The organism is Tepidimonas thermarum, assembly GCF_007556705.1.
Lineage (GTDB): Bacteria > Pseudomonadota > Gammaproteobacteria > Burkholderiales > Burkholderiaceae_C > Tepidimonas > Tepidimonas thermarum.
This window is the reverse complement of record NZ_VJOL01000053.1, coordinates 1-18122: the sequence shown is the minus strand read 5'-3', so window position 1 is coordinate 18122 and position 18122 is coordinate 1. Positions and strand designations below refer to the sequence as shown.

The following is an 18122-nucleotide window of genomic DNA, read 5'->3' as shown; positions in this document are numbered from 1 at the left end:
GCATCTTGCTGCGCGGCACCAAGCGCGAAGAAGTCGAGCGCGGCCAAGTGCTGGCCAAGCCCGGCTCGATCACGCCGCACACCCACTTCACCGGTGAGGTCTACGTGCTGAGCAAGGAAGAAGGCGGGCGCCACACCCCGTTCTTCAACAACTACCGGCCGCAGTTTTACTTCCGCACCACCGACGTCACCGGCGCCATCGAGCTGCCCAAGGACAAGGAGATGGTGATGCCGGGCGACAACGTGACCATCACGGTCAAGCTGATCGCCCCGATCGCGATGGAAGAAGGTCTGCGCTTTGCGATCCGCGAAGGCGGCCGCACCGTCGGCGCCGGCGTGGTCTCCAAGATCATCGAGTGAGTCTGAGTTTGGCGTGACCGTCCTCCCCGGGGCGGTCGCTGTAGGGGTATAGCTCAATTGGCAGAGCGTCGGTCTCCAAAACCGAAGGTTGGGGGTTCGATTCCCTCTGCCCCTGCCAACCGGTGATTGGCGTCAGATTGCCGGTGATGTCGATCAAGCCCGCCCGTGTCTTCGGACCGCAGCGGGCTTGTGTTTCTGGTGCGCCGCACGGGTGGCGCAACGCAAGCTTGTGAAGGTGTGGGGACAATGGCCTCAACGGATGTCGAAACCGTCGGCACGGGCGCGGACAAGGCCAAGTTGGCGGCTGCTGCTTTGTGCGTCCTGCTCGGGTTCGTGGGCTTTTATGGGTTGGGCGGACAAGGTGCCTGGGCGCAATGGGCCGCGCTGTTGGTCGCGATCGCCGTGGCGCTGGGGATCGGCGCCACCGCCACGCCCGGCCAGCGCCTGATCGGCTTTGGGCGCGACGCCATCAAGGAAGTCAAGAAAGTCGTCTGGCCCACGCGCAAAGAGGCCGTTCAGATGACGGCCTACGTGTTTGCGTTCGTGGTGGTCATGGCGCTGTTTCTGTGGCTGACGGACAAGCTCCTGGAGTGGGTCCTCTACGGCCTGATCCTGGGTTGGAGGTGAATATGAGCGAGACGAACGCGGCAGCGCCGATGAGCGCGACCCCTGCCGAGGGCATGCGCTGGTATGTCGTGCACGCCTACTCCGGCATGGAAAAGGCGGCCGAGCGCAACATCCTCGAGCGCGTGCAGCGCGCCGGCATGCAGCACAAGTTCGGGCGCATCCTGGTGCCGACCGAAGAAGTGGTCGAGATCAAAAACGGCGTCAAGCGCACCACCGAGCGCAAGTTCTTCCCCGGCTACGTGCTGGTGGAAATGGTCATGGACGACGACACCTGGCACCTGGTCAAAAACACCAGCAAGGTGACCGGCTTCGTGGGTGGCGCGCGCAACCGGCCCACACCCATCTCCGAAGAGGAGGTGCAAAAAATCATCGGCCAAATGCAAGAGGGCGCCGACAAGCCGCGCCACAAGGTCGAGTTCGAAATCGGCGAGCTGGTGCGCGTCAAGGAAGGCCCGTTCGCCGACTTCAACGGCACGGTCGAAGAGGTCAACTACGAGAAGAACAAGCTGCGCGTGTCGGTGACGATCTTTGGTCGCGCCACCCCGGTGGAGCTGGAGTTCAACCAGGTCGAAAAAACCTGATCACACGCCGCCACCTAAAGTTGGTATAATACTTAGTTCACTGGCCCGCGCCGTAGGTGCGGGCTTTCCGCTGTCGAGGTCGGCTCGGCGACGGCGGGCGCAGCAGGCGGCGCGGCAAGCGAGCGCCGGGTGCGGTAAACCACCGGGTCTTCGCGCGAGGAGGTGCGTGGGTGCCAGATGGCGGCGCACCGCTCGAACTCGCAGGAGCAACACAGACATGGCCAAGAAAATTGTCGGCTTCATCAAGCTGCAAGTGCCAGCGGGTAAAGCCAACCCCTCTCCCCCGATTGGTCCGGCGCTGGGTCAGCGCGGCCTCAACATCATGGAGTTCTGCAAGGCGTTCAACGCCCAGACCCAGGGTGTCGAGCCTGGCTTGCCGCTGCCGGTGGTGATCACCGCCTACGCGGACAAGAGCTTCACCTTCGTCATCAAGACGCCGCCGGCGACGACCCTGATCAAGAAGGCGATCAAGCTCGACAAGGGTTCGTCCAAGCCGCACGCGCAAAAGGTCGGCAAGATCACCCGAGCCCAGCTCGAAGAAATCGCCAAGGCCAAGATGAAGGACATGACCGCGGCCGACCTCGAGGCGGCGGTCAAGACCATCGCGGGTTCGGCCCGTTCGATGGGCGTGATCGTGGAGGGTGTCTGACATGGCGAAGCTGACCAAGAAGCAAAAGGCCCTGCAGGGCAAGGTCGATTCGACCAAGCTGTACCCCGTCAACGAGGCGCTGGCCATCGTCAAGGAATGCGCCACCGCCAAGTTCGATGAGTCGGTGGACGTGGCGGTGCAGCTCGGCGTCGATCCGCGCAAGTCGGACCAGGTGGTGCGCGGTGCGGTGGTGCTGCCCAACGGCACCGGCAAAACCAAGCGCGTCGCCGTGTTTGCGCAAGGCGCCAAGGCCGAAGAGGCCAAGGCCGCGGGCGCGGACATCGTCGGCTTCGACGATCTGGCGGCCCAGGTCAAGGCGGGCAACATCGACTTCGATGTCGTGATCGCCGCGCCCGATGCGATGCGCGTGGTCGGCCAGCTCGGCCAGATTCTGGGTCCGCGCGGCTTGATGCCCAACCCCAAGGTCGGGACGGTGACGCCGGATGTCGCCGCCGCGGTGCGCAACGCCAAGGCGGGTCAGGTGCAGTTCCGCGTCGACAAGGCCGGCATCGTGCACACCACGATTGGCCGCCGTTCGTTCGACACCGACAAGCTGCAGGGCAACCTGGCTGCGCTGATCGAGGCGCTCAACAAGGCCAAGCCGGCCGCGGCCAAGGGGCAATACCTGCGCAAAGTCGCGGTGTCCTCGACCATGGGGGTCGGGGTGCGTGTCGATCCGCAAACCATCTCGGTGGCGGGTTGAGTGGTATGACGGCTGCGGCGCAAGCGTTGTTGCGCCGCGGTCGGGAGGTGGGTCTCCGGCCCTCGGGCCGGGGAGCCATCCAAGACCGCTGGTGCGGGTTGCGGCCCGCCTAAATGCCCCACCCGGGCAGCCAGCGCAGATGGCGATCCCGCCGCGGATGGAATCGGGTGCCGGGGCAACCGGTGCGGTTTCCAGAAACGGTTGATCGCTGCAACCGGTGCGCAACCCCCGATGGGGTTGTGTTTTGAAGGAGTCAACCTTGAGTCTGAACCGCAGTGAGAAGCAAGCCGTCATCGACGAGGTGTCGGCGCTCGCCGCCAAAGCGCAGACGCTGGTGATGGCCGAGTACCGCGGCATCACGGTGGCAGACCTCACGAAGTTGCGTGTCGAGGCCCGCAAGGCCGGGGTGTCGCTCAGCGTGCTGAAGAACACCCTGGCGCGGCGCGCCGTCGCTGGCACGCCCTTCGAGGTCGCCGTCGAGCAGATGACCGGTCCGCTCATCTACGGCTTCTCGGAAGACGCCGTGGCCGCCGCGAAAGTGGTGGTCGAGTTCGCCAAGACCAACGACAAGATGGTCCTGCGCGGCGGTGTCTATGCCGGCAAGCCGCTCGATGTCAACGGCGTCAAATCGCTGGCGAGCATTCCCTCCAAGGAAGTGCTGCTGTCGCAGTTGCTGGGCCTCATGCAGTCGCCGGTGTCCCGCCTGGCGCGCGTCGTGGCGGCCCTGGCCGAGCAAAAGGGCGAGGCGCAGCCCGCCTGATCCGGCCCATCGTCCCCCATTCAACCGTATCTAGGAAATCATCATGGCATTCGATAAAGACGCATTCCTGGCCGCTCTGGACACCATGACGGTGATGGAGCTCAACGACCTGGTCAAGGCGATTGAAGAGAAGTTTGGCGTCAGCGCCGCGGCGATGGCCGCCCCGGCCGCTGCGGGCGGTGGTGCTGCCGCTCCGGCCGCCGAAGAAAAGACCGAGTTCGACCTGATCCTCAAGGAAGCCGGTTCGAACAAGGTTGGCGTGATCAAGGCCGTGCGCGAAATTACCGGCCTGGGCCTCAAGGAAGCCAAGGACCTGGTCGATGGCGCGCCCAAGACCGTCAAGGAAGGCATGCCCAAGGCCGACGCCGAAGCCGCCAAGAAGAAGCTGGAAGAAGCCGGCGCCAAGGCCGAACTCAAGTAATCGGCTCGACCGTCAAGGGCTGGAGTGCCTGCTGGGGCCTCCAGCCTTTGCCGCTTGCAGAGCGCACGGCAAAGCGGTTGCCACAACCGTTTTGCCGTGTCTTCTGACCCCGACTGCAGCAAGACCGCTTGGTTCGGGCCTGCGCGCGCCGCGCGGGCCGTCCGCCCAGAGACCGGTAGGGGCCGGTCGCCAAGAATCCCCACGGGCGCACCGCCGGTGCGCACCGCCCAGTCGCCGCAGACCTCAAGCCCGGAGATCTCATGGCCCACTATTCCTACACCGAACGCAAGCGCATCCGCAAGAGCTTTGGCAGCCGCGACAGCGTGTTGGAAATCCCCTACCTGCTGCAGATGCAAAAAGACGCGTACACCGCGTTTTTGCAGGCCGATGTGCCGCCGCGCGAGCGCAAGCCGGTTGGCCTGCAAGCGGCGTTCGAGTCGGCCTTCCCGATCGTGTCGCACAACGGCTTCGTGGAGATGAAGTTCGTCGAGTACACGCTGGGCAAGCCGGTGTTCGACGTGCGCGAGTGCCAAACGCGCGGCCTGACCTATGCCTCGGCGGTGCGCGCGCGCGTGCAGCTCATCATCTACGACCGCGAGGCCTCGACCCCGCAGTCCAAGGTGGTCAAAGAGGTCAAGGAGCAAGAGGTCTACATGGGCGAAGTGCCCCTGATGACCGACAAGGGCTCCTTCATCATCAACGGCACCGAGCGCGTGATCGTCAGCCAGCTGCACCGCTCGCCCGGTGTGTTTTTCGAGCACGACAAGGGCAAGACCCACAGCTCGGGCAAGCTGCTGTTTTCGGCGCGCATCATCCCCTACCGCGGTTCGTGGCTGGACTTCGAGTTCGACCCCAAGGACCTGCTGTACTTCCGCGTCGACCGCCGCCGCAAGATGCCGGTGACCATCCTGCTCAAGGCCATTGGCCTGACGCCGGAAGCGATCCTGGCCAACTTCTACGTCAACGACCACTTCCGCCTGATGGACAGCGGCGCGCTCATGGCCTTCGTGCCCGAGCGCCTCAAGGGCGAGGTGGCACGCTTTGACATCACCGACGCCAACGGCAAGGTGGTCGTGGCCAAGGACAAGCGCATCACCGCGCGCCACGTGCGCGAGCTCGAGCAGGCCGGCACCACCCACATCAGCGTGCCGGAGGACTACCTGATCGGCCGCGTGGTGGCCAAGAACATCGTCGATCCGGACACGGGCGAAATCATCGCCCGTGCCAACGACGAGCTGACCGAGACGCTGCTCAAGAAGCTGCGCGCCGCCGGCGTGCAGGAGCTGCCCTGCATCTACACCAACGAGCTCGACCAGGGCCCCTACATCAGCCAGACGCTGCGCATCGACGAGACGGCCGATGAGTTTGCCGCCCGTGTGGCGATCTACCGCATGATGCGCCCCGGCGAGCCGCCCACCGAGGACGCGGTGCAGGCGCTGTTCCACCGCCTGTTCTACAACCCGGAGACCTACGACCTGTCGCGCGTCGGGCGCATGAAGTTCAACGCCCGCGTGGGCCGCGACACGCCGGAAGGCCCGATGGTCCTGACCAACGAGGACATCATGGCCGTGGTCAAGATCTTCGTGGACTTGCGCAACGGCAAGGGCGAGGTGGACGACATCGACCACCTGGGCAACCGCCGCGTGCGCTGCGTGGGCGAGCTGGCCGAAAACCAGTACCGCACCGGCCTGGCGCGCATCGAAAAGGCGGTCAAGGAGCGCCTGGGCCAGGCCGAGCAAGAGCCGCTGATGCCGCACGACCTGATCAACTCCAAGCCGATTTCCGCGGCGCTCAAGGAGTTCTTCGGCGCGTCGCAGCTGTCGCAGTTCATGGACCAGACCAACCCGCTGGCCGAGATCACGCACAAGCGCCGCGTCTCGGCCCTGGGCCCGGGCGGTCTGACGCGCGAGCGCGCCGGCTTCGAGGTGCGCGACGTGCACGTCACGCACTACGGCCGTGTGTGCCCGATCGAAACGCCCGAAGGCCCCAACATTGGCCTGATCAACTCGCTGGCGCTCTACGCGCGCCTCAACGAATACGGCTTCATCGAAACGCCGTACCGCCGCGTGATCGATGGCAAGGTGACCAACCAGATCGACTACCTGTCGGCCATCGAAGAGGGCAAATACATCATCGCGCAGGCCAACGCCGAGCTCGATGCGGAGGGCCGGCTGGTGGGCGAGCTGGTGTCGGCGCGTGAGAAGGGCGAATCGATCCTGACCACGCCCGACCGCGTGCAGTACATGGACGTTTCGCCGGCGCAGATCGTGTCGGTGGCGGCCTCGCTGGTGCCGTTCCTGGAGCACGACGACGCCAACCGCGCGCTCATGGGCGCCAACATGTCGCGCCAGGCCGTGCCCGTGCTGCGGCCGGAAAAGCCGCTGGTGGGCACTGGCATCGAGCGCGTGGCGGCGATCGACTCGGGCACCGTGGTGGTGGCCAAGCGCGGCGGCGTGGTGGACTACGTCGATGCCAACCGCATCGTCATCCGCGTCAACGACGACGAGGCGGTGGCCGGTGAAGTGGGCGTGGACATCTACAACCTGATCAAGTACCAGCGCTCCAACCAGAACACCAACATCCACCAGCGCCCGATCGTCAAGAAGGGCGAGCGCATCCACAAGGGTGCCGTGATCGCCGACGGCGCCTCCACCGACCTGGGCGAGATCTCGATCGGCCAAAACATGCTGATCGCCTTCATGCCCTGGAACGGCTACAACTTCGAGGACTCGATCCTGATTTCCGAGAAGGTGGTGGCCGAGGAGCGCTACACCAGCATCCACATCGAGGAGCTGGTGGTCATGGCGCGCGACACCAAGCTCGGGCCGGAGGAAATCACGCGCGACATCCCCAACCTGTCGGAGCAGCAGCTCAACCGCCTGGACGAGTCGGGCATCATCTACGTGGGTGCCGAGGTGCAGCCCGGCGACGTGCTGGTGGGCAAGGTCACGCCCAAGGGCGAGACCACGCTGACGCCCGAGGAAAAACTGCTGCGCGCCATCTTCGGCGAGAAGGCCTCCGACGTGAAGGACACCTCGTTGCGCGTCGAGCAGGGCTCGCAGGGCACGGTGATCGATGTGCAGGTCTTCACGCGCGAAGGCATCCAGCGCGACAAGCGGGCGCAGCAGATCATCGACGACGAGCTCAAGCGCTACCGTCTGGACCTGAATGACCAGCTGCGCATCGTCGAGGCCGATGCCTACGACCGCCTGGAAAAGCTGCTGATTGGCAAGACCGCCAACGGCGGGCCGAAGAAGCTGGCCAAGGGCACGGTGCTGACCAAGGAATACCTGGCCGAGGTGGACAAGCACCACTGGTTCGACATCCGCGTCGCCGACGACGACCTGGCCGCGCAGATGGAGTCGATCAAGAACGCGCTGGAAGCCACGCGCCACAGCTTCGACCTGGCGTTCGAGGAAAAGCGCCGCAAGCTGACCCAGGGCGATGAGCTGCCCGCGGGCGTGCTCAAGATGGTCAAGGTCTATCTGGCCGTCAAGCGCCGTCTGCAGCCCGGCGACAAGATGGCCGGCCGCCACGGCAACAAGGGCGTGGTGTCCAAGATCGTGCCGGTCGAGGACATGCCCTACATGGCCGACGGTACGCCGGTGGACATCGTGCTCAACCCGCTGGGCGTGCCCTCGCGCATGAACATCGGGCAGGTGCTCGAGGTCCACCTGGGCTGGGCTGCCAAGGGGCTGGGCGAGCGCATCGGCGAGATGCTGCAGCGCCAGGCCGACGTGGCCGAGCTGCGCCGCTTCCTCGACACGATCTACAACTCCACCGGCCGCAAGGAAAACCTTGACGACCTGTCGGACGACGAGATCGTCGCCATGGCGCGCGAGCTCACCAAGGGCGTGCCGTTTGCCTCGCCGGTGTTCGACGGTGCCAGCGAAGAGCAGATCCGCGCCATGCTGCGCCTGGCCTATCCGGACGACGTTGCCAAGGCCAAGGGGCTGACCGAGTCGCGCACTCAGGCCCAGCTCTACGACGGCCGCACCGGCGATCCGCTGGAGCGCAAGACCACCGTGGGCTACATGCACTACCTCAAGCTGCACCACCTGGTGGACGACAAGATGCACGCGCGCTCGACCGGCCCGTACTCGCTGGTCACGCAGCAGCCGCTGGGCGGCAAGGCGCAGTTTGGCGGTCAGCGCTTTGGCGAGATGGAAGTCTGGGCGCTGGAGGCCTACGGCGCGTCCTACGTGCTGCAGGAGATGCTCACCGTCAAGTCCGACGACGTGCAGGGCCGCACCAAGGTGTACGAAAGCATCGTCAAGGGCGAGCACGCGATCGACGCCGGCATGCCGGAGTCGTTCAACGTGCTGGTCAAGGAAATTCGCTCGCTCGGTATCGACATCGAGCTGGAACGCAACTGAAGCGCTAAATCGAGGACGTAGCCATGAAATCCTTGCTCGACCTGTTCAAGCAGTTCACGCCCGACGAGCACTTCGACGCCATCAAGATCGGTCTGGCTTCGCCTGAGAAGATCCGGTCGTGGTCGTTCGGTGAGGTCAAAAAGCCCGAGACCATCAACTACCGCACCTTCAAGCCCGAGCGCGACGGTCTGTTTTGCGCCAAGATCTTTGGCCCCATCAAGGACTACGAGTGCCTGTGCGGCAAGTACAAGCGCCTCAAGCACCGCGGGGTGATCTGCGAGAAGTGCGGCGTCGAAGTGACGCAGACCAAGGTGCGCCGCGAGCGCATGGGGCACATCGAGCTGGCCGCACCCTGCGCGCACATCTGGTTCCTGAAGTCGCTGCCCAGCCGCCTGGGCCTGGTGCTCGACATGACGCTGCGCGACATCGAGCGCGTGCTGTACTTCGAGGCCTATGTGGTGGTGGACCCCGGCATGACGCCGCTGAAGAAGTTCAGCATCATGTCCGAGGACGACTACGACGCCAAGCGCCGCGAATACGGCGATGAATTCGTCGCCAAAATGGGCGCCGAAGGCATCAAGGAGCTGCTGCAGAGCATCGACCTCGACACCGAGATCGAGAAGCTGCGCAACGACCTGACCGGCTCGGAGATGAAGGTCAAGAAAAACGCCAAGCGCCTGAAGGTGCTCGAAGCGTTCAAGAAGTCCGGCATCAAGCCCGAGTGGATGATCCTGGAGGTGCTGCCGGTGCTGCCGCCGGACCTGCGTCCGCTGGTGCCGCTCGACGGCGGGCGCTTTGCCACCTCGGACCTCAACGACCTGTACCGGCGCGTCATCAACCGCAACAACCGCCTCAAGCGCTTGCTCGAGCTCAAGGCGCCCGAAATCATCGCGCGCAACGAAAAGCGCATGCTGCAGGAAGCCGTCGACAGCCTGCTCGACAACGGCCGCCGCGGCAAGGCGATGACCGGCGCCAACAAGCGCGCGCTCAAGTCGCTGGCCGACATGATCAAGGGCAAGAGCGGGCGCTTCCGCCAGAACCTGCTGGGCAAGCGCGTGGACTACTCGGGCCGTTCGGTGATCGTGGTGGGCCCCACGCTCAAGCTGCACCAGTGCGGTCTGCCCAAGCTGATGGCGCTCGAGCTGTTCAAGCCGTTCATCTTCGCGCGGCTGGAGCAGATGGGCATTGCCACCACCATCAAGGCGGCCAAGAAAGAGGTCGAGGCCGGCACGCCGGTGGTGTGGGACATCCTGGAAGACGTCATCAAGGAGCACCCGGTGCTGCTCAACCGGGCGCCCACGCTGCACCGCCTGGGCATCCAGGCGTTCGAGCCGGTGCTCATCGAAGGCAAGGCGATCCAGCTGCACCCGCTGGTGTGTGCCGCGTTCAACGCCGACTTCGACGGCGACCAGATGGCCGTGCACGTGCCGCTGTCCATCGAGGCGCAGATGGAAGCGCGCGTGCTGATGCTGTCGTCCAACAACGTGCTCTTCCCCGCCAACGGCGAGCCCTCGATCGTGCCGTCGCAGGACGTGGTGCTGGGGCTGTACTACGCCACGCGCGAGCGCATCAACGGCAAGGGCGAGGGCATGGTCTTTGCCGACGTCGATGAGGTGCAGCGCGCGCTGGACGCTGGCGCGGTGGAGCTGACCAGCCGCGTGAGCGTGCGCCTGACGGAGTGGATCAAGGACAAGGAAACCGGCGCGCTGCAGCCGGTGACCAAGCTGCGCGACACCACCGTGGGCCGTGCGCTGCTGTCGCAAATCCTGCCCAAGGGGTTGCCCTTCGAGCTCATCGACAAGCCGCTCAAGAAGAAGGAAATCTCCAAGCTCATCAACGCGTCGTTCCGCAAGTGCGGCCTGAAGGAGACGGTGGTCTTTGCCGACAAGCTGCTGCAAAACGGCTTCCGGCTGGCGACGCAGGCGGGCATCTCCATCTGCATCGACGACATGCTGGTGCCGGCCGAAAAGCAGGCCATCATCGAGCGCGCCGAAGCCGAGGTCAAGGAAATCGCCCAGCAGTACGCCTCCGGTCTGGTGACCGCGGGTGAGCGCTACAACAAGGTGGTCGACATCTGGGGCAAGGCCGGTGACGAAATCTCCAAGGTGATGATGGAGCACCTCAAGAAGGAGAAGGTCATCGACCGCCACGGCAACGAGGTGGAGCAGGAGTCGTTCAACTCCATCTACATGATGGCCGACTCGGGCGCGCGGGGTTCGGCGGCGCAGATTCGCCAGCTCGCCGGCATGCGCGGCCTCATGGCCAAGCCGGATGGCTCGATCATCGAGACGCCCATTACCGCGAACTTCCGCGAGGGCTTGAACGTGCTGCAGTACTTCATCTCGACGCACGGCGCACGCAAGGGCTTGGCGGACACGGCGCTCAAGACCGCCAACTCCGGCTACCTCACGCGCCGCCTGGTGGACGTGACGCAGGACCTGGTGGTGACCGAGGAGGACTGCGGCACAAGCAACGGCACGCTGATGCGTGCTATCGTCGAGGGCGGCGAGGTCATCGAGAGCCTGCGCGAGCGCATCCTGGGCCGCACCACGGCCGAGGACATCGTCGATCCCGAGACGCAGCGCGTGCTGGTCGCGGCCGGCCAGATGCTCGACGAGGACGCGGTGGACCTGATCGAGCAGGCCGGCATCGACGAGGTGCGGGTGCGCACCGTGCTGACCTGCGAGACGCGCTATGGCGTGTGCGCGCGCTGCTACGGGCGCGACCTGGGCCGCGGCGGCCTGGTCAACGTCGGCGAGGCGATCGGCGTCATCGCCGCGCAGTCGATCGGTGAGCCGGGCACGCAGCTCACCATGCGCACCTTCCACATCGGCGGGGCGGCGTCGCGTGCGGCGGTGGCCTCCAGCGTCGAGGCCAAGTCCAACGGCGTGGTGGGCTTCAACAGCACCATGCGCTACGTCACCAACGCCAAGGGCGAGCTGGTGGTCATCGCGCGCTCGGGCGAAATCATCATCCACGACGACAACGGCCGCGAGCGCGAGCGCCACAAGGTGCCCTACGGCGCCATCCTGGCGGTCAAGGCCGACCAGCGCATCACGGCCGGCACCATCCTGGCCAACTGGGATCCGCTGACGCGCCCCATCATCACCGAATTCGCCGGTGTGGTGAAGTTCGAAAACGTCGAAGAGGGCTTGACGGTGGCCAAGCAGGTCGACGAGGTCACGGGCCTGTCGACGCTGGTGGTCATCGACCCCAAGCGCCGTGGCGCCACCAAGGTCGTGCGCCCGCAGGTCAAGCTCATCGACGCCGAGGGCAAGGAGGTCAAGATTCCGGGCACCGACCACGCGGTGACGGTGACCTTCCCGGTGGGCGCGCTGATCCAGGTGCGCGACGGGCAGGCCATCCACCCCGGCGAGGTGCTGGCGCGCATCCCGGTCGAAGGGCAAAAGACGCGCGACATCACCGGCGGTCTGCCGCGCGTGGCCGAGCTGTTCGAGGCCCGCTCGCCCAAGGACAAGGGCATCCTGGCCGAGATCACCGGCACGGTGTCGTTCGGCAAGGAAACCAAGGGCAAGGTGCGGCTGCAAATCACCGACCCGGACGGCAAGGTCTGGGAAGAGCTCGTGCCCAAGGAAAAGAGCATCCTCGTGCACGAAGGCCAGGTGGTCAACAAGGGCGAGCTCATCGTCGACGGGCCGGCCGATCCGCAAGACATCCTGCGGCTGCTGGGCATCGAGGAGCTGGCGCGCTACATCGTCGATGAGGTGCAGGACGTCTACCGCCTGCAAGGTGTGAAGATCAACGACAAGCACATCGAAGTGATCGTGCGCCAGATGCTGCGGCGCGTCGAGGTGGACAACCCCGGCGACAGCCACTACATCGCCGGCGAGCAGGTCGAGCGCTCCGAGATCCTCAACACCAACGACGCGCTGCGCGCCGAAGGCAAGACGCCCGCGACCTTCAAAAACCTGCTGCTGGGCATCACCAAGGCGTCGCTGTCGACGGATTCCTTCATCTCCGCCGCCTCCTTCCAGGAAACCACGCGCGTGCTCACCGAAGCCGCGATCATGGGCAAGAAGGACGAGCTGCGTGGCCTGAAGGAAAACGTGATCGTCGGCCGCCTCATCCCTGCGGGCACCGGCATGGCGTTCCACGAGGCGCGCCGTGCCAAGGAGCGCATGGACGAGGAAGAGCGCCGCGCCAATGCCGAAGCCGATGCCCTGTCGGCGTCGGCCCTGGATGCCGACGCCGCGGCGGAGTAAACCGACCGCTCGTCCCCCTGAACCCCGGCCCGGTACCCCCGGCCGGGGTTTGCTGTTCATGCCTCACGGACATCCCATGGCAACGCCGGTCGCGCTGTCTGAACAACTCGCTGCCGTGGCGCGCGCGGTGGCCGCCGTGCGGCAGGGCCGCTCGCTGGCCGACGTGCTGCCGGCGGTGCCCGCCCGGCTGCGCCCGGGGGTGCAGGCGCTGGTGTTCCTGACGCTGCGCCACGGCGGCGAAACGCTGGCGCTGGCGGGCCTGCTGGCCCGGCGCCCGCCGGCCCCGGCTGTGTCGGGTCTGTTGGAAGCTGCGTTGGCATTGCTGATCGACGGCACGGGCTACGCCCCCCACACGGTGGTCGATCAGGCTGTGCGCGCGCTGCCGGCGCTGCGTGCGCCCGCGCTCGCCGGCTTTGTCAACGCGTGCTTGCGCCGCTTCCTGCGCGAGCGCGACGCCTTGCTGGCGCAGGTGCGTGCCACGCCGCTGGGGCGCTGGAACCACCCCGACTGGTGGGTGCAGCGGCTGCAGCACGACCACCCCGACCACTGGGCGGCCGCGTTGGAGGCTGCCAACCAGCCCGCGCCCATGGTGCTGCGTGTCAACCGCCGACAGGGCAGCCGCGCCGCCTACCAGGAGCAGCTCGCCCGTTTGGGCTGGCTGGCCGATCCGATCGGCGACGACGGGCTGGTGCTGGCCCAGGCCGTGCCCGTGGAGCGCCTGCCGGGGTGGGCGGACGGGGCGGTATCGGTGCAGGACGGCGCGGCGCAGATGGCGGCCCCGCTGCTGTTGGGGCAGGGCCTGCCGCCGGGTGCGCGGGTGCTCGACGCCTGCGCCGCCCCAGGCGGCAAGAGCGCCCATTTGCTCGAGCGCGCCGACCTCGAGCTGTGGGCGCTCGACGCCGACGCAACGCGCACCCAGCGCATCCACGACACGATGCGTCGGCTGCGCCTGTCCGTGGACGGGTCGGTGCGCGTGCTCACCGCCGACGCCGGCACCCCGCAGCGCTGGTGGGACGGGCGGCCGTTCGACGCCATCTTGCTCGACGCGCCGTGCAGCGCCTCGGGCATCGTGCGCCGCCACCCGGACGTGCGCTGGCTGCGCCGCGCCGAGGACGTGCCGCGCCTGGCGGCCGAGCAGCGCCGGCTGCTGGCGGCACTGTGGCCGCTGTTGGCCCCCGGGGGGCGGCTGCTCTATGCCACCTGCTCGGTGTTTCGGGCGGAGGGCGCCGACGTGGTTGCCGATTTTCTCGCGTGCCACCCGGATGCGCGTGTCTTGCCCGCCCCGGGCCACTTGCTGCCCGGCGGCATTGCGGCCGACGCAACAGGGCAGGGCGAGCGCTTCGTGTCCGCGCACGCCATGGGCGACAATGCGCGGCGTGGCATGGACGGTTTTTTCTACGCCTTGCTGGGCAAGGCCTGAACCCCCGTGTGCCGGCGCGGCGCCGGCATGCGTGCGCCGCCGTGCCTGTGTGCGCCTGGCCCTCGCGGTGTTGGCCGGGGCCGCGCTGGCGGTGGATGGGGCGCACGCGGCCCAGGCGGATGCGCCCCATGCCAGCGCGCCGAGCTGGCAACTGCACCGCAGTGCCGAAGGTTTGACCCTGTCGGCGCGGGTGCCTTTCGAGTTGCCAGCGCCTTTGGCCGACGCCGCCTGGCGCGGGGTGCCCTTGCACTTCGTCTGGCGTGCGGAACTGCGCCGACCCCGCTGGTACTGGACCGATCAACAGCTGGCGAGCGCGGTGCGCGTCGTGCGGCTGGTTTTTCAGCCCTTGACCCAGCGCTGGCGCCTGAGTGTCCACGACGGGCCTGTGGCCAGCGATGGCGCGCTGGCGCCGGGCCTGCACCGCACCATCGACACCCTGCCCGAGGCCCTGGCCCTGGTCAGCACGGTGCAGCGCTGGCGTGTCGCACCCCCTGCCGCGTGGCAGGGGGATGAACGGCTGGCCGTGGAATTTCGCATCGACACCGGCCAGCTGCCGCGGCCCTTGCAGCTGCTGCCGCTGGCCGCCCACGATGCCGCCGTGCTCTGGCGCGCCGTGTTGCCGATGGCGGCGGCCACCACGGCGGACGGCCCGCCCGGCGGGAGCCCCGCGGATGAGTGAAGCCCACACCCGCGACGCGCAGCGCGCGCGCCACCTGCGCTGGTTTTTGGCGCTGGCGCTGGTGTTCATCTTGGGGGTTGGCCTGGTGCTGTTTTACCTGCTGGCCCTGGCCACCGACCATCGCGCCGTGCAGCCGGCGACCTACAGCCGGCTGCTCGTGCTCAACCTGGGCGTGGCGGCGGTGTTGGCGGGGGTGCTGCTATGGCTGGCGGCGCGGCTGGTGGTGCGGTTGCGGCGGCGGCGTTTTGGCAGCTGGCTGTTGCTCAAGTTGGCGGCCATCTTTGGCCTGGTGGGCGTGGTGCCAGGGGCGTTGATCTACCTGGTGTCGTACCAGTTCGTCAACCGGGCGATCGAAACCTGGTTCGATGCGCGCGTGGAGACGGCGCTGCGCGCCGGCGTGGAGCTGGGACGCAGCGCCCTGGACACCGTCAGCGCCGACTGGGCGGCCAAGACCCGCAGTCTGGCCGCCAGCCTGGCCGACAGCAGCGATGTGGCCGCAGGCGTTGTGCTGGAGCGCTGGCGCGAGCAGCTCGGCGCCAGCGACGTGGTGCTCTGGAGCGCGCAGGGCCGCGCGCTGGCCAGCGCCGGGGCGTCGCGCTTTCGGCTGGCGCCGGACAGGCCCGCGCCTGCGCAGCTGCGGCGGGTGCGCGTGGAGCGCGTGGTGACCTGGATCGAGGGCCTGGAAGAGGCGGAAAACCTCGCCGACCCCAATGCGCTGCACGATGTGCCGCTTGCGGCGCAGCCCCGGGTGCAGGTGCTGGCCCTGGTGCCCGCGCGTGGTGTGGCCTTTGGCGCTGAACCCCTGTACGTCCAGGTCGTGGCGCCCTTGCCCACCGGCCTGGTGGCGCATGCGCTGGCGGTGCAGACCGCCAACCGCGAGTATCAGGAACGCGTGCTGGTGCGCGACGGCCTGCGCAGCATGTACCTGGGCACGTTGACGCTGGCGCTGTTTTTGGCCGTTGCCGGGGCGGTGTTGCTGGCGGTGTTGCTGGGCAACCAGTTGGTGCGGCCGTTGTTGCTGCTGGCCGAAGGCATGCGCGACGTGGCGCGTGGCGACTTGCGCCCCAAGGTGGCGCTGCCGGCGCGCGACGAACTGGCGGGTCTGACGCGCACCTTTGCGCACATGACGCAGGAGCTGGCCGACGCCCGGCAGGCCGTGCAGACCTCGATGCGACAAGTCGATGCCGCGCGCGCCAGCCTGCAAACGCTGCTCGACAACCTCACCACCGGCGTGGTCGTGATGACGCCCGAAGGCCGTTTGCGCAGCGCCAACCCTGGGGCGGCGCGCATCCTTGGCGTTGCCTTGGACGCGCACCTGGGCCAGCCTCTGGACGCCGTCCCAGGATTGCAAGCGTTTGGCGACTGGGTGCACACCCAATTTGCGCATTTTTTGGCCGATGCCGAGGGGCATGCGCCGGGCGCGCACTGGCAGCAATCGTACGAGCTGGCGACGGGCGCCGGGCCGGGGCCCGCCTCGGTGACGCGCACGCTGATTGCGCGCGGTGCGCTGCTGCCCGGCGGTGACCGCCTGCTCGTGCTCGACGACGTCAGCGACCTCATCTCCGCCCAGCGCGCCCAGGCCTGGGGCGAGGTGGCGCGGCGGCTTGCGCACGAAATCAAAAACCCGCTCACCCCCATCCAGCTCTCGGCCGAGCGCCTGGCGCTCAAGCTCGAGCCGGTGCTGCAAGGCCGCGAGCTGGCCATGCTGCAAAAATCGGTCAAGACCATCGTCGACCAGGTCGAGGCGATGAAACGGCTGGTCAACGAATTCCGGGACTACGCCCGCCTGCCTGCGGCGCAACCCGCGCCGCTGGACTTGGGGCCGCTGCTGCGTGAGATCGTGGCGATGTACGAAGCCTCGCCGGTGCCGGTGCGGCTGGAGCTCGACCCCGCCAGCCCCCCCGTGTGGGCCGATGCGCAACAGCTGCGCCAGGTCGTGCACAACCTGGTGCAAAACGCGCAAGACGCCACGCCCGCACACCCACAGGCCAGCGTGACCCTGCGCACGCGCCTGTCCGACAACGGGCAGTGGGTGCGGTTGCAGGTCCTCGACGACGGCCCGGGGTTTCCCGACGCGATCCTGCAGCGCGCGTTCGAGCCCTACGTCACCACCAAGCCCAAGGGCACGGGCCTGGGGCTGGCGGTGGTCAAAAAAATCATGGATGAACACGGTGGGCGCGTGGAGCTGGCCAACCGCCGCGAAGGCGACCGCATCGTGGGCGCGCAAGTGTCGTTATCATTCCGGGTTGTAAATATGCAACAGATCCAACAGGGGGCACCGCGTCAAGGGTGAGGGCAGACGATGGCAAACATACTGGTCGTCGACGATGAGCTGGGCATACGTGAGCTGCTGTTCGAAATCCTGAACGACGAAGGCCACGCCGTCGAGCTGGCCGAAAACGCCGCCCAGGCCCGGGACCATCGGCGCCGCTACACACCGGACCTCGTGCTCCTGGACATTTGGATGCCCGACACCGATGGCGTGACCCTGCTCAAGGAGTGGGCCACCAGCGGGCTGCTGACCATGCCGGTCATCATGATGAGCGGGCACGCCACCATCGACACCGCGGTGGAGGCCACGCGCATCGGCGCCATGGCCTTTTTGGAAAAACCCATCACGCTGCAAAAGCTCTTGCAAGCCGTGGACAAAGGCCTCAACCGTGGCGCGGCGCGTCCGGCGGCGCCCCACGGCACGGCGTCAGGCGCGCACGCGGCGGCCGTGGGCTCGAATGCGGCCGTCGGGGCCAACGGCGGGCCGTCTGGGGGTGCCCTGACGGCCGTCGTCAACACGGCCGTTGCGGTCCCTGCGGTAGCCGTGCCGGTGGCCGGTGCCGGGCTGCACACGCTGGACCTTGATGCGCCGTTGCGCGAGGCGCGTGACGCCTTCGAGAAGGCCTACTTCGAGTTTCACCTGGCCAAGGAGAACGGCTCCATGACCCGGGTGGCCGAGAAGTCGGGCCTGGAGCGCACGCACCTCTACCGCAAGCTCAAACAGCTGGGGGTGGACCTCTCGCGCGCCAAACGCAACGCAGCGTAAGCGGCGCAAAACCGCCCGCAGTTTGGCTATAATGCGGACTTCGTTGGCCCGGTAGCTCAGTTGGTAGAGCAGCGGACTGAAAATCCGCGTGTCGGTGGTTCGATTCCGCCCCAGGCCACCACCATTCCACGCCCAACCCTCTCCGGTTGGGCGTTTTGCTTGTGCGCCCGGCACGGGCGCACTCTTGGAGGTGAAAGTCCTCCCGTAAGTTGATCACAGCGAACGAAGCGAAGCGCAACTGCAAGAGGGTGACCGATTGTGGGGAGGAAGCGTGGAGCGAAGCTGCG

Annotated in this window: 13 protein-coding genes and 2 tRNA genes; all 15 read left to right on the top strand. The window is 67.0% G+C overall.

The window, feature by feature from the left end; genetic code table 11:
* Positions 1-359, top strand: a 359-nt coding sequence (locus Tther_RS11140; protein ID WP_484421950.1) for an EF-Tu C-terminal domain-related protein, incomplete at its 5' end; no start/stop codon positions are given.
* 42 nt (positions 360-401) lie between these two features.
* A tRNA-Trp gene (locus tag Tther_RS11135) sits at positions 402-477 on the top strand.
* 128 nt (positions 478-605) lie between these two features.
* Positions 606-986, top strand: a complete 381-nt coding sequence (gene secE, locus Tther_RS11130) for a preprotein translocase subunit SecE (protein ID WP_143903852.1) — start codon at positions 606-608, stop codon at positions 984-986.
* Between the two features lie 2 nt (positions 987-988).
* Positions 989-1567: a transcription termination/antitermination protein NusG gene (gene nusG, locus Tther_RS11125; protein ID WP_143903850.1), complete on the top strand. Its 579-nt coding sequence runs from the start codon at positions 989-991 to the stop codon at positions 1565-1567.
* Positions 1568-1784: 217 nt separating this feature from the next.
* Positions 1785-2216, top strand: coding sequence for a 50S ribosomal protein L11 (rplK, locus tag Tther_RS11120; RefSeq protein WP_143903848.1), 432 nt, complete (start codon positions 1785-1787; stop codon positions 2214-2216).
* Position 2217: 1 nt separating this feature from the next.
* Positions 2218-2919, top strand: a complete 702-nt coding sequence (gene rplA, locus Tther_RS11115; protein ID WP_143903846.1) for a 50S ribosomal protein L1 — start codon at positions 2218-2220, stop codon at positions 2917-2919.
* Positions 2920-3178: 259 nt separating this feature from the next.
* Positions 3179-3679 carry a 50S ribosomal protein L10 gene (gene rplJ / locus Tther_RS11110; protein WP_143903844.1) on the top strand — a complete coding sequence of 167 codons (501 nt, stop codon included), beginning with the start codon at positions 3179-3181 and terminating at the stop codon, positions 3677-3679.
* Positions 3680-3722: 43 nt separating this feature from the next.
* Positions 3723-4100, top strand: a complete 378-nt coding sequence (gene rplL, locus Tther_RS11105) for a 50S ribosomal protein L7/L12 (protein ID WP_143903842.1) — start codon at positions 3723-3725, stop codon at positions 4098-4100.
* 260 nt (positions 4101-4360) lie between these two features.
* Positions 4361-8476 (top strand): DNA-directed RNA polymerase subunit beta, encoded by a 4116-nt coding sequence (rpoB, locus tag Tther_RS11100; RefSeq protein ID WP_143903840.1) that lies wholly within the window; start codon positions 4361-4363, stop codon positions 8474-8476.
* 23 nt (positions 8477-8499) lie between these two features.
* Positions 8500-12699: a DNA-directed RNA polymerase subunit beta' gene (rpoC, locus tag Tther_RS11095; RefSeq protein WP_143903838.1), complete on the top strand. Its 4200-nt coding sequence runs from the start codon at positions 8500-8502 to the stop codon at positions 12697-12699.
* A 58-nt stretch (positions 12700-12757) separates the two neighbouring features.
* Entirely contained in the window at positions 12758-14119 is a 1362-nt protein-coding gene (gene rsmB / locus Tther_RS11090) for a 16S rRNA (cytosine(967)-C(5))-methyltransferase RsmB (RefSeq protein WP_425472826.1), read from the top strand.
* A gap of 49 nt (positions 14120-14168) precedes the next feature.
* Positions 14169-14798, top strand: a complete 630-nt coding sequence (locus Tther_RS11085; RefSeq protein WP_185975078.1) for a DUF4390 domain-containing protein — start codon at positions 14169-14171, stop codon at positions 14796-14798.
* Entirely contained in the window at positions 14791-17091 is a 2301-nt protein-coding gene (locus Tther_RS11080) for a sensor histidine kinase (protein WP_143903832.1), read from the top strand. The genes Tther_RS11085 and Tther_RS11080 overlap by 8 nt, the downstream gene beginning before the upstream one ends.
* Positions 17092-17100: 9 nt before the next feature.
* Entirely contained in the window at positions 17101-17835 is a 735-nt protein-coding gene (locus Tther_RS11075; RefSeq protein WP_143903830.1) for a response regulator, read from the top strand.
* Between the two features lie 45 nt (positions 17836-17880).
* Positions 17881-17956: transfer RNA gene (locus Tther_RS11070), tRNA-Phe, on the top strand.
* Positions 17957-18122 lie beyond the last annotated feature (166 nt).